Origin of the sequence: Candidatus Enterococcus avicola, assembly GCF_047470845.1 — a bacterium.
Taxonomy (GTDB): domain Bacteria; phylum Bacillota; class Bacilli; order Lactobacillales; family Enterococcaceae; genus Enterococcus_D; species Enterococcus_D casseliflavus.
On the sequence record NZ_JBLGTY010000041.1, the window covers coordinates 1 to 12,160 of the forward strand.

Genomic DNA, 12,160 nt, shown 5'->3' on the forward strand with positions numbered 1-12,160 from the left:
CATCGTCATTCCTCCTGCTATCTTTTTCTATTATTCTACCTTATTTGATAGTAGATTTAAAACTTTGCAACAGAACCATCATAAGCTATTTGTATTTTTTCTAATGCTTCTTTTTCGTTCTTTGCTTCAATTTCAAATTCCTTTTCCAAAGTTTCAATTATTCTTATTTTATAAAACATAATGGTTTCTTCCTTTCTGATAAACTTACAAGCCTTAATTGGCTTGTAAGTATTTTTTTTCTTCTTTTTCTTCTTTAATTTTTTGGCTTCCATACATTCCCCTTATTGTGTCCATATCATAATTTTTTCGACTACGTTTTTTATAATCGCTTGGTGCTTTATACCATGCGTATTTTTTTGGTGAATAACGAAATTCTAGGGCTTTTATGTCGTCCTTATAAGGTTTTGTATTACCTGTTAGCCATATAAATGTTCCTACTACTTCGATTGCTACGCCGTCCATTTTTAGATTGAACAATTTATTAATAATATCCTTAAACTGTTCGGGTGTTTCTGTTGTTTCTTTGGTGTAAGTTTCACCTTCTTTATTCTTATGAGTGTTTTTAAGTTTGCTAAACAGTTCGTCATATTCATTGTTCAAAATTTTCATTTCTTCTTCATTCCCGCCACAATCGGGGTGTAACTTCAAAGCTAACTTTTTGTAGGCTTTTTTCAATTCTTCCAATGTTTCAACGTTTTTAATGTATTTCATTTTTATCATTCCTTTTCTTTTTGATTTTTGGCTTTTTGACAACCATTTTTGTTAGGCGTTTGAGGAAGTGAAGCTGTTTTCCTCGAATGGTAAAAGCTGTGAGTGTTCTACATATCTTGCTCCTTTCTTTTTTCGTTTAGGTGGTTCATTTTCGCCAGTGTGTTCGTTTCGTTTGCTGTGGCGAGAACGCAACATAGACACAAAGAAAACACAAGGGCGAGCTTGCTCGTTTATATACCCTTGTGTTTTCGACTGGATATGTTAAGGTAACAAACAGTAAATGACACGTTACAGACTGCAAAATGTACCAACTGAAAAAAGAAAGTATTTGAGGTAGAGTAACGAACGGTTAGCTTTTACCATTCGAGGAAAGGTGTTAGTCAAATATAAATATCTTTGCAAAGAAATAAGTTGGGTTTGGAACGAGGAGCAACTGCACCGCAAGTGGAACAACTTATTTTATCCTTCTTAGGTTTTTCTTTTTGGTGTTTTATCTAAAAGAAAAACCTAGCTTTTTTTGCTAGGCTTTTCTTTTACATTTCTTTAATTTTCAAATTTTTTATTTCCCACTCAAACCATTCGCTAAAATCTTGTTTAAAGCCGTTAATAGAATATTGCTCTTGTTCTTCTGCTTCTTTATCGTTTTGAGGGTCTAAGTAGGTCGGTTTATCTTTTGGTCTTGCGTATACACCTATCCATGTTTTAAAATCGCCCTCAAAACTGCTATCTATGATAAAGCCTTGCTCTTTTAGCTCTTCTCTTACTTGAGCTTTTAGATATTGCTGTTCTTGTGTTCCAAAAAACTCATTTTCTGTAAAATCTTCTAATTGTAATTTTTTTGTTTTTTCCATTTTCTTTTCCTCTTTTCTTTTTTTTGATTTTTAGTTTTTTGACAACCATTTTTGTTAGGCGCTCGGGACCCCAACATGAGGAAATGTTTTTATAAAAAAAGAGTAGTTACCGTTTTTTGGTAACTACTCTTTTCCTTTTTTAAGGTTTAAATACCTGGAAGTTTAGGTGTTTTGGGTATTGGTGGTGTAGGTGGCTGCAAGCTTTCCAATTTTTGTTGAATTGCTTTAAATTCAGGTGTCTCTTGGTGTTTATTTAGAACCATTTTTTGCTCTATTCGTTCTAAAGTCGGTTGAATTTCTTTCCCTGATACTTTACGATTCAATTCTTTTTCTAAGGTTTCTTTTGGACTAATAGAAGGTGTTTCCAAACTTGAATAGAGTTTTACTCCTTCTCTGTTATATAGCCTTATATCGCTAAATAAGCCCGTTTTATGAAGGGTTTCTAAATTGGTCGGTAAGTTTTTGACAACAATATCATGCGCTTGTTTTGGTGTTGCCCTGGCTGTCATTGGATCATCTGCATACATGGTTTCATATCGTTCAATTGTTCCTAAATATGAGTTGATTTTAGGTACTGCCATGACATACATTTTTGTTTCATAACCTTTGGCTTGAAGCATTGTTGCGGTTTGAATAGGAACGTCTGTTGTTCGTCCTGTACCTTCGATCACCAAATTATACCCTTGATCGCTCAAACGGCTTATGATCGCTTCTGTCATGCGATTAGAATAAGGGGTAACGTGTTTTACTACGTCTTTTTCATAAAGTTTCACTAGTTCATCAAAATTAGGGTGCTGTTGTTTAAAGGTATCATTATCAATGACAATAACATTCCCTTGTGTTTCTTCAAAAATTGCTGATCGCAAACTGGTTTTCCCTGACCCTGGTTGCCCACCAAGTAAAAAAGCGGTTGGCGATTCAACCGCTTTTTTTCCTTGAATCAATTCTTCTAAATTATCATTTAAGCGATTCTCAAATTGTTTGTCAGTAAAATTGACTATATTTGCCATATTAAGCCACTTTCTCTTTATTCAAAACTTGTTTTGAGTAACGATTCATTGACCGCCAATACTCATGAACGGCTTGTAATTCTTCTAAAGAATAATCAAAAAGATTTACACGTTTTGCAAGCTTTAATTGGTTTAATAAATTGACTTCCAATAATTGAGAGTCATTTTTATTTAATTCATGGTTCAAAACATAGTTTAATACTCGATTATAAACGCTTGCCGATAATTCGTTAATGATCTCTATTTCAAATGTTTTTTCATACGTAACTGCCATTTCATTTTCACTCCTTTTAAAGTTTGTCAGGTAAATATTTCCGTATATATTCTTCTAAGGCTTGATCCATAACTTCTTTTACGTTTCCGCCATTCTTTGCTGTTTCGATTTTTATGATATGGTGCAAGTCAGCACGAACACGAACCGTCTTATCTCCCATTATATCTTTTTTTGCACTGATTGGTGTATCATTTCGTTTTGCTTTTTGTGCGCCTAAATTTCCCACAATCACTCACTTCTTTCTATTTCTTCTTACTCTTATTTTATCATCAACAATCACAAATCACAAGTGATTTGTGATTAATCACTTGTGATTTGTGATTCTATTCTTTTTCGTTTTCTAATTGAATAATTCGCTCAAGCATTTCAAAAAATACGTTCTTATACATGGATAAAACTTTTTTGTCATAGCCTTTATGCTCTGTAATGCCGTTTTTAGACCAGGTACTTACTTTATTACTTCGCTTGATAATATTTTGGAAAACCAAGTTATCTTCTTTATGTTGCTTATACAGTTCTTCCAGGTTTGATTTTATCGTTGCGCTGTCCGTATCAACTAAATAAGGAACAAAACCGATCATATCTAGTCCAGGGTTAAATTGTTCTTGTAAATCAATCAAATAGGAAATATAGTTTTGAATGTTGTTTGTACTTTCTTCTTCTGCTTGTAAAGGGATCATAACGTAATCACTCGCCACGATTGCATTATTTGTATAAACGCTTGGCGTTGGTACAGTATCAATAATAATGAGATCATAGTCACTTTTTAAAGGTGCTAAAAGAGTAGCAAGCAATCTACTTTCATTTTCAAACGTCCATGAACGAGTTAATTTTGGCAGTAACATCAAATCAAACGTGCCAGGGATCAAGTCTAAATTATCAGTCAAATGAACAATAGAAGAAGCCAAGTTTCCATTTTTCAAGCCTTCATAAAAATTAACACGTGGCAATTCTACCTTAAAAGTTTTTGCTAAGTCTTTTGTCAATGTTGCTTGTAAGTCCTTATCGATCATTAAAACTTTTAAATTCAATTTGTCTGTCAAGTAAGCAAACATAGTTGATAATTTTGACTTTCCAACACCACCTTTAAAGTAATTATTCAAAATAACAATTGCTTCATTTTTATTGCTTAAAATACGTCTTAATTCTTCAAGTATTTTGAGTTCTTCCTTCTCCATAACTACGCCCCATTCTTTTTTTGTATAGTAATATTGTATCATTAAAAATCACAAATCACAAGTGATTTGTGATTTGTGATAAGTGATTTGTGATAAGTGATTTGTGATTAATATATAAAAGCCCTATTTAAAGGGCTTTTATGCTTATTTTGAGAATGAAATAAAATCAATATATCCCTTTTCCCCGATTTTTACAACGGCATTGTAGGACTTTTTCTCTTTATTTTTGATTCCTTTTACCAGGGTTTCTTTTCCCTCCAGTAATTCTTTTACATTTGTTTTAGTGAGTTTTTTCTTTCTAAAATGTTCAGCTAAAGTGAACTTACATTCAGGATAATTTGAACAACCATAAAACGATTTTTTTAATACAATATTATTGCCGCACTTAGGACATTTGCCTACAATACTTTTTTCTGCTTCTTTTTCTTTCTGTTCCTGGTAATCAGAAAAATTTAGTTTTTCTATATCGGTAGGTACAGCTTCCAGTAAATGAACAATGAATTTTTTGATATTCGTAATAAAGTTCTCTTGATTGCCTTCTCTTTTACCGATTTTTTTTAAATACGTTTCCCATTTAGCCGTCATTTCAGCACTCGTTAAGAGGTGCTGACTTTCAACTGCCTGGCACAATAATTTTCCTTTTTCAGTCACAACAAGTTTATTTTTAATGACTTGGATATATTCTTTTTGTTTCAAGGCTTCAATAATGCTTGCTCTTGTCGCTTCTGTTCCGATACCCTCCGTATCTTTTAAAATCTTTTGAGCTTCTTCATCATCAATGGTTTTACCAGCGGTTTTCATAGCGGTTAAAAGTGTACCCTCTGTAAAAGCTTTCGGCGGTTGTGTTTCTTTCTCGGCACTCTTAACGTCAACTTCGGCATGTTCGCCAATGATAACCAATGGTAACGTTTGAACGTCCTCTTTTTCTTCTTTATTTTGTTGTTTAAAAAGAATTTTCCACCCTTCTTGTTTTGGTGTCTTGCCTATTGATTGAAAAAGTAAGTCGGCTACTTTGGTTTGTATCTTGGTTTCTTCATACAAGTAATCAGGTAAAAACATGGCAACGGTCGTTTTAACGACTAAAGCATAAATTTTTCGTTGTAAATCGTCCATTTTCGCTAATGCAGATTCGGTAGGTACTTGTTTTGTTGGGATAATGGCGTGGTGTTCCTGTACCTTACTACCGTCCACATAACGCTTTCTAGGCTCTGTTTGAACCATTTCAAGATCAAGTCCTAAAAAACCGCTATATTTGCCAAAATTCGCTTTTAAATAAGCAAATTCGTTCTCTGTAATAAATGGTGTATCTGTTCTTGGATAACTCAATAATTTTGCTTCATACAGCCCTTGCATAGCTTTTAAAGTTTGGCTCGCTGTCGCTTTATAAAGCTGATTGACTTTTGATTGCAAACTACTTAAAGAAAACAGACTAGGACTATTCGTTTTTTTCTCTTTGGTTTGCACGTCAGTGATTCTGCCCTCTTGATTGCCTATTTTAGCTTGTTTAGAAGAAACAAAAGCTAAAAGCTCCTCTTGGGTTTTAAAACGCTGTGTGGGGCTTAGAACGCCCTTAAACGACCCTTGGTTTACTTTTATACTAGCTTCCACCTCGAAAAAAGGTTCTTTTTTAAAATTCTCTATGGCTTCCTGGCGCTGAAAAATAAGGTATAAGGTGGGCGTTTGAACACGTCCTAGTGAAAATGTACCTTGTACGCCCTTCTGTTGTAAATTTAACGTATACAAAGGGCTTGCGTTCATGCCGATCAACCAATCGGCAATTTGGCGTGTTTGCGCTTCTTGATAAAAGGGATAGTAATTCATTCCAGGTTGCAAATTTTGAAAACCGCTTCGGATCACATCTTTTTCTAAGCTATTGATCCATAGTCTTTTAAATGTTTTATCTTTTGAAAAGGCATTTGCTTTATGGATAATCGACCAGGCGATATTTTCACCTTCTCTGTCGCTATCTGTTGCAACAATAATTGTATTTGCCTTTTTGAGAAGTTCTGCAACAATTTTAAACTGCTTTCCCTTATCTTTTGCAACTTCAAAATCGTATCGATCAGGAAAAATCGGCAAAGATTCAAGTTTCCAATTTTGCCACTTTTCGTCATAATTACCTGGTTCTGCTAATTCCACTAAATGCCCAAAACCAAAGGTGATAAACGTTTCATCTGTAAATAGTGGGTCTTTGATCTCAAAATATCCGTCTTTCTTATCACTCTGATTAAATGCCTGGGCATAGGCTAACGCCTGGCTTGGTTTTTCAGCTAAAATAACTGTACTCATTAACTATCCCTCTTTCCCTTGTTTTTTCTTTGATCGACTGTCACGTTGTATCTTGTACGATACCTTCTAAACGTTCTGCGATTAATTCCAGTTTGTTCCTCAACTTCTTTATCGGAACAACCGTTCAAAAATAAATCAAAAGCATGTTTTAAACGTGGATCATTTTCTTTAAATTTATGCTGACGACCTTTGAATTTTCCTTTTGACTTAGCTATTTCAATCCCTTGGGCTTGTCGTTCTTTAATACGTTTGCGTTCTGATTCCGCTTGATACTTATATAATTCAATCACTAAATTATTAATCAAACGCCTTAAATTTTCATCTTCAATCCCATTCATAGAGGGCAAATTCAAAACTTCAAGCGTTGCTCCTTTTTGTTGAATGGCATTCATCAATTCTGTTAATTCTTTATTATTCCGTCCTAATCGATCTAATTCAGTAACTACAACAATATCCCCTTCACGAATATAGTTAAGCATAGCTTGTAATTGTGGACGTTCGACCGATTGACCGCTTAATTTGTCTGAAAAGACCTTAGAAACGCCCTGTAACGCTTGTAATTGCCGATCTAAGTTCTGTTCTTTGCTACTGACACGTGCATAACCAATTTTAGCCATTTTCAACCAACCCCTAAAATTCTCTCGGTTGCAATAACCAATCTGCGAGTGCTACTTTTTCAATTTCAAATTGCTTATCAGAAATTGTCTTTTCGTAAGCGATAAAATCTTGCGCATATTCTTGCTCATTAAAAATAGCCACCACTTCGTCATTTTCTAAAACTCGATAAATAAATTTTTTCATTCTTGATCCTCCTATTATGCTCAACTTAAATGACCTACTCTATAAAGCTATTATACTGCTATCTAATCAATAGGACAAATAAGTATACTCTATTGACCTATAAATGATAGCAACTTAAAAGATCAAGTGTTCGCTTCGCTCTCACTGCCCCTCGACGTTTTAGTAGCCTTTCCCTCACTTCGTTCAGTCCAAGCCAACTAAAAGTTTTCGGGCTACTCTCTCCTTCTCCCCCTAATAATTAATTAAAATCTTACTTTGTATATTTCTGCTAATCATTCACTAAACAGCAAAGAAAAACAAACACGTATCATAGATATAAATGTAATGGCATAGTGCGGGTTTTATTTTCAGCCTGTATCGTAGCTAAACAAATCGAGTTGTGTGTCCGTTTTGGGGCGTTCTGCTAGCTTGTTTAAAGTCTCTTGAATGAATGTATCCTCTAAGTCAAAAGAATTTGTCAGCGCCTTTATATAGCTTTCTTTTTCTTCTTTTTTAACTTTAATGATCGATAGCAACAATGCTTTTCTTAAGCGGTTAGTGAAGCAGTTTGATGAACCGAAGGTTGTAGTCACAGATAAAGCCCCCTCTATTACAAGTGCCTTTAAGAAACTAAAAGAATACGGCTTTTATCAAGGGACAGAACATCGTACCATTAAATACCTGAATAATTTGATTGAACAAGACCATCGTCCAGTAAAGAGACGCAATAAATTCTATCGAAGTTTACGCACTGCCTCTACCACGATTAAAGGCATGGAAGCCATTCGAGGATTATATAAGAAAACCCGAAAAGAAGGCACTCTCTTCGGGTTTTCGGTCTGTACTGAAATCAAGGTATTATTGGGAATCCCAGCTTAAATCATAGATACCGTAAGGGATTTTATTCTTTATTTAAAACTTTGCAACAGAACCGAATAATCCAACAGTAATAAAAGATAAAGTCAAAATCCCATAATAAATTTTCAAAAGAACAGACCATTCTTTGATCCTATTAAGAACAGATAACTCCTCCTCCGTCATCAATCAATCCACCTGTTCTTTCTTCTTTTTTGGATTGATACTCTTTAAGAACTTCTCCTCCAACACCAATAAATGACGATAAACATCATCCATCGACCAGCCTGAAGAAAGACTAAGACAATACAAAAAATCACAAGGCAACGTCTTTACGGTACGGTTTCTTGTTACCCAGCTTGCTACTGTACTCTGCTTATAGCCATGCAACTCACAAAACTGCTCTACTGTCATACCTAACCGCGAAATAATAAACACATTGATCGGGTAGGGATATACAAAGGTATTGATACTCATAGTCAGAAAGACCTCCCAGCATATTATTACGTTTGCAATAATAGTACTACTCTTTCTTAAGACCAGCAAGCAAGGCGGAGAAAAAAAGGAACGTATCATAGATATAATGTAATAGGCAATTTGCACCTTTTAATTTTAACCTGTATCGATCATGAACAGATCTGTTTGCACGCCGATCTTATTGGGTTCTATCAAGCGTTTCAGTGCTGTCTGGATAAACGTGTATTCTTTTCCAAAAGCTTCTGAGATCGCAGCGAAATAAGCCCCCCGGCTTTCTTTTTTTAGCCGGATAACGGAGCGCATCAATCCATGTATCGAAGCTAGCATAATACCCCCATTACGACCAGCACGAACACGAAAATGAATTTTGTTCTCTTCTCTTAACTGCTTCAGTACTTTGTCCAGGGAACGTTTTGGGATCTTTAAACGTTCAGTTAACTCTTTTTTTGTTGAAATAATGTATGGTTGTTCTTCATAGGATTGCTCATTCAAATAGGACAGTAGATCTTCTGCCCATTCATAACTATGTGAATACTTGCGAACAGCTCTTTCTTTCTTGAATTTCCACCAACCCCGTTTTTTATTGAATAGCTGCTCTTCAGAAAGATTGGCATCGACCCACTCTTGGCATAATAGGACAACTTTTTCTCTGTGCGCTGCTTGATATTTTCCGGAGTAAGCGGAACGAATGATTCTGGTTAATTCTCGATCAGATAAAGGGTTAGCCAAGCGGTCATTGAATTCTAACATCGTCAATTCACATGCTTCTACTTCGTATCCTGACGAAAAGTATGCCAAAGACAAGGTGAATATGACATTATTTCGACCATATACGCCCTTTTCACCTTGTATTTTTTGACTTTTTAGCAACAGCTGGAACCAGGGTTCATCGACTTGACGAAATTCTTGAGTAGATGGTAATACAAAAACGTTCTTGATCTCCGCTTTTTTGTCCGCATCTTCTCTCATTGACCAGTCGATCCATTCTTCGAAACTATAACGATACTGTGGTTCAAAGAATAAAACATTCTCTTCAGAAGGCATTCTTGTGATCCCAAAATGATTGGCATTTACATCGACAGGAAACCGATAATCATTTGAAAATTTATTCCTTAGATTTTTTGAAATCATTTTGGCCACATTGATCACTTTAAAATTTGATTTCTTCGTCACATATGCAGGCTTGTCTAGTACATAGAAAGCTTGAAATCCATGCGGTGTACGTAGAATCATTGTCGGCATAAAGCCGATCTCGTGACTGGCCAAGATAATTTCTCCATAGTCAAAGTTTGGATCCAATGTGTCAAAATCAACAAAGAATGTATTGATTTGACGTAAATTGTCCTCCGAATGACCTTTCGTAAACATTCTGGCTTCATCAGCATACGTTCCATAGCGAAATACATTTGGTGTCCAATGAGTGAAACGATTATTGTTTTCGATCACCCCTTCTTCTGAAGTGATCACTAGTCCAATCCCCTCGATCATGTGTTCCTTTGAACGGTACGCAAAAATAGCCCCTTTCCCTGACTGATCACTAAAAGAGACCGGTTTTAGGTGGCTGTTTTTATATTTGAATTTACGGATACCATTTTGTAATACCGTCGAATATACGACATCCAAAGAAGCTGCCATGACTGTTATTCCTTCCCAAACTAAAAGAGAACACAAATAATCTTAAAGATTTGTGTTCTCCCAATAGCTTAGAAGTCTTAAATGAATGACAAAACAAGCATGTATATATTGAGTTGCTCGTCAAAAAATGGTAGAATAAATCTGTAAGTTCGGATTGTCAGTCCGAAAGACTTATCAAAATTACATAAGTGGTTGTCAGCCACTTACATAACTTCTGAGACGAGCGAGAACACATAGGCTTTTATGTGATTCAGATAGAATAGTGAGGCCAATTTCACTTTTTTATCCGTCTCTTTTTTTTATGTAATTTTCTTTTAAAGTGTAAACTTTTTTTTAATGCTGTAAACCTTTTTTTATACTACAAAGTTACCCTATTTTTAAACATTTGTAAAGATTATCAAGTGACTTGATTATAAATTATATTTTATAAACTATAATTTATAAAGTATAATTGACAACATATTTCCTTCTGGTATAGTGTTCTTAGACAGATATATATATTATATTTTGCAATTTATATTTTATATTTTATAAACGGGAGGTTTGTTTAATGGAATTATCGCAAGAAAACTTGAAAATTGTTTTTGAATATAGAAATGTCGTCAGAAGACCATTAACTATTACTGTAGCAAATTCCAAGGGTGGAGTAGGTAAAACTACTATTATAAGATACTTGAGCTACGTACTTGCTAATATGGGATTTAAAGTGTTGGTAGTGGATGCCGATCCGCAATCAAATACTACAAAGACGATGTTGTTGACTAAAAATTATCACTCTAAAGACGATGACATTTTCATTATTGAAAAAACTATGCTAGCTGGGATCGTTGAACGAGATTTAAAACAATTAGTTCTTCCAATTATTGAAAACTTGGATTGCATTCCATCACATATAGATTTTAAAAACTTTCCAAAATATTTAACCAAGCTTTATGGGGACGCTATAGAAGGAATAGACGCTGATTATATCGAGGTCGAAAAAAACAGAATCTCCGTCTTGAAAGATTTACTTGAGCCAGTCAAGCCGGAATACGATTTTGTTCTCATCGATACTCCACCTACTATGTCTGATTTCACTAGGAATGCTGCTTACGCTTCTGACTATATTATTATGGCTTTTCAAACCCAATCTGATAGCTTAGATGGCGTTGAAGATTATATATCAGAAGAAGTCACTCCTCTTGTTGAAAAATTTGATTGTAAGACTGAAATAGTTGGAATACTTCCAAATCAGTTGAGTAAAGGTAGTATAGATCGCCAAGTTGTCAATGATGCTATCGAAAAGTTTGGTGATCAAAACCTTTTTGATAATATTTTACCACATGTTAAGCGAGTGCAAACAACACCGAGGACAGGTTTAAATACTGACACTTATTGGGACAAACTTGCTTACGAAGAAGTTTTTGTACCTTTAGCAAAAGATTTCATTCATAGAATAAAGTTATTCGAAGGAGAAAACTAACATGACCGATAATGCAAAACCAGGTTTCTTTTCAAAGCAAAAACCTGATAATTCTTATAAAGAAATCCCTAAACCGAAATCAGCATTTACTTCTGACAACACAGATTTACTAGAAAATATTCACCCTGAAGAAGACGTATTGAAGATAAACAACAAGTCGCTTGGTATACCAGCGATAGTCTGGTGCGAATTTACTGCTTTGCTTGATACTACTGATAATGATTATACCTATGAACTACTCGAAGAATTAATTCACGAAAGAACTGCACGTTTCGATCACAATCAAAAAACAACCTACAACCGAATATTAGAGCGTAAGAAAGAGCAGGAAAGAGAACGGATATATAAGAAAGAAAAAAGGAAGAAGATATAAATCTTCTTCCTTTTTATATTTTGTAAAGTACAATTTATAATTTATATTTTGCAAATTATAAATTGCAACAAAAATTAAGCCTTTAAATACAATTAATTACTCGCTGGCAAAGGTTTTATAAATATTACTTTATAATTTATATTCTATATTTTATAATTTATAAATATAACCAGCCGTGTTCTCTTGACGGTTCTGTTGCAAAGTTTTAAATCTACTATCAAATAAGGTAGAATAATAGAAAAAGATAGCAGGAGGAATGACGATG

At 34.5% G+C, this 12,160-nt stretch carries 15 protein-coding genes and 1 pseudogene; 3 read left to right on the top strand and 13 right to left on the bottom strand.

Features of this window, described 5'->3' with window-relative positions; all coding sequences use genetic code 11:
* Positions 1-56 precede the first annotated feature (56 nt).
* The 11 genes from ACI3E5_RS17110 to ACI3E5_RS17160 form a co-directional block, all read right to left on the bottom strand.
* A complete protein-coding gene (locus ACI3E5_RS17110; RefSeq protein WP_159111623.1) occupies positions 57-179 on the bottom strand; it encodes a DpnD/PcfM family protein in 123 nt (40 codons plus the stop codon).
* 34 nt (positions 180-213) lie between these two features.
* Positions 214-711 carry a DnaJ domain-containing protein gene (locus ACI3E5_RS17115; RefSeq protein WP_010713926.1) on the bottom strand — a complete coding sequence of 166 codons (498 nt, stop codon included), beginning with the start codon at positions 709-711 and terminating at the stop codon, positions 214-216.
* Between the two features lie 533 nt (positions 712-1,244).
* Complete coding sequence (locus ACI3E5_RS17120; protein ID WP_002300567.1) at positions 1,245-1,562, bottom strand: hypothetical protein; 318 nt, start codon at positions 1,560-1,562, stop codon at positions 1,245-1,247.
* A gap of 146 nt (positions 1,563-1,708) precedes the next feature.
* Positions 1,709-2,572 (bottom strand): zeta toxin family protein, encoded by an 864-nt coding sequence (locus ACI3E5_RS17125; protein WP_001284311.1) that lies wholly within the window; start codon positions 2,570-2,572, stop codon positions 1,709-1,711.
* A 1-nt stretch (position 2,573) separates the two neighbouring features.
* On the bottom strand, positions 2,574-2,846 hold the full coding sequence (locus ACI3E5_RS17130; RefSeq protein WP_000301765.1) for an antitoxin: 273 nt from the start codon (positions 2,844-2,846) through the stop codon (positions 2,574-2,576).
* A 16-nt stretch (positions 2,847-2,862) separates the two neighbouring features.
* Positions 2,863-3,078: a peptide-binding protein gene (locus ACI3E5_RS17135; protein ID WP_001835296.1), complete on the bottom strand. Its 216-nt coding sequence runs from the start codon at positions 3,076-3,078 to the stop codon at positions 2,863-2,865.
* Between the two features lie 91 nt (positions 3,079-3,169).
* Positions 3,170-4,066 carry a ParA family protein gene (locus ACI3E5_RS17140; protein WP_001835294.1) on the bottom strand — a complete coding sequence of 299 codons (897 nt, stop codon included), beginning with the start codon at positions 4,064-4,066 and terminating at the stop codon, positions 3,170-3,172.
* Positions 4,067-4,168: 102 nt separating this feature from the next.
* Entirely contained in the window at positions 4,169-6,313 is a 2,145-nt protein-coding gene (locus ACI3E5_RS17145) for a type IA DNA topoisomerase (protein WP_000108741.1), read from the bottom strand.
* Positions 6,313-6,930 carry a recombinase family protein gene (locus ACI3E5_RS17150; RefSeq protein ID WP_001062589.1) on the bottom strand — a complete coding sequence of 206 codons (618 nt, stop codon included), beginning with the start codon at positions 6,928-6,930 and terminating at the stop codon, positions 6,313-6,315. Before ACI3E5_RS17150 ends, ACI3E5_RS17145 begins: the two co-directional genes overlap by 1 nt.
* A 13-nt stretch (positions 6,931-6,943) precedes the next feature.
* On the bottom strand, positions 6,944-7,114 hold the full coding sequence (locus tag ACI3E5_RS17155; protein WP_000713594.1) for a hypothetical protein: 171 nt from the start codon (positions 7,112-7,114) through the stop codon (positions 6,944-6,946).
* A gap of 347 nt (positions 7,115-7,461) precedes the next feature.
* Positions 7,462-7,686 (bottom strand): hypothetical protein, encoded by a 225-nt coding sequence (locus ACI3E5_RS17160; RefSeq protein ID WP_010778052.1) that lies wholly within the window; start codon positions 7,684-7,686, stop codon positions 7,462-7,464.
* On the opposite strand from ACI3E5_RS17160, the pseudogene ACI3E5_RS17165 reads away from it, so the two are divergent.
* Positions 7,634-7,972, top strand: a pseudogene (locus tag ACI3E5_RS17165) (IS6-like element IS1216 family transposase); the annotation flags it as partial. The gene ACI3E5_RS17160 and the pseudogene ACI3E5_RS17165 sit on opposite strands and share 53 nt — an antisense overlap.
* A gap of 165 nt (positions 7,973-8,137) precedes the next feature.
* On the opposite strand, the gene ACI3E5_RS17170 reads toward ACI3E5_RS17165, so the two are convergent.
* Together ACI3E5_RS17170 and ACI3E5_RS17175 are read right to left on the bottom strand one after the other, a co-directional pair.
* Positions 8,138-8,425 (bottom strand): hypothetical protein, encoded by a 288-nt coding sequence (locus ACI3E5_RS17170; RefSeq protein WP_002333827.1) that lies wholly within the window; start codon positions 8,423-8,425, stop codon positions 8,138-8,140.
* A 135-nt stretch (positions 8,426-8,560) separates the two neighbouring features.
* On the bottom strand, positions 8,561-10,060 hold the full coding sequence (locus ACI3E5_RS17175; RefSeq protein ID WP_002333826.1) for a primase C-terminal domain-containing protein: 1,500 nt from the start codon (positions 10,058-10,060) through the stop codon (positions 8,561-8,563).
* 550 nt (positions 10,061-10,610) lie between these two features.
* Between ACI3E5_RS17175 and ACI3E5_RS17180 the strand changes: the two genes are divergently transcribed.
* Together ACI3E5_RS17180 and ACI3E5_RS17185 are read left to right on the top strand one after the other, a co-directional pair.
* On the top strand, positions 10,611-11,522 hold the full coding sequence (locus ACI3E5_RS17180) for a ParA family protein (protein ID WP_002333825.1): 912 nt from the start codon (positions 10,611-10,613) through the stop codon (positions 11,520-11,522).
* A gap of 1 nt (position 11,523) precedes the next feature.
* The gene (locus ACI3E5_RS17185) at positions 11,524-11,895 is read left to right on the top strand and encodes a hypothetical protein (protein ID WP_002333824.1); all 372 of its coding nucleotides are present in this window, start codon (positions 11,524-11,526) and stop codon (positions 11,893-11,895) included.
* Positions 11,896-12,160 lie beyond the last annotated feature (265 nt).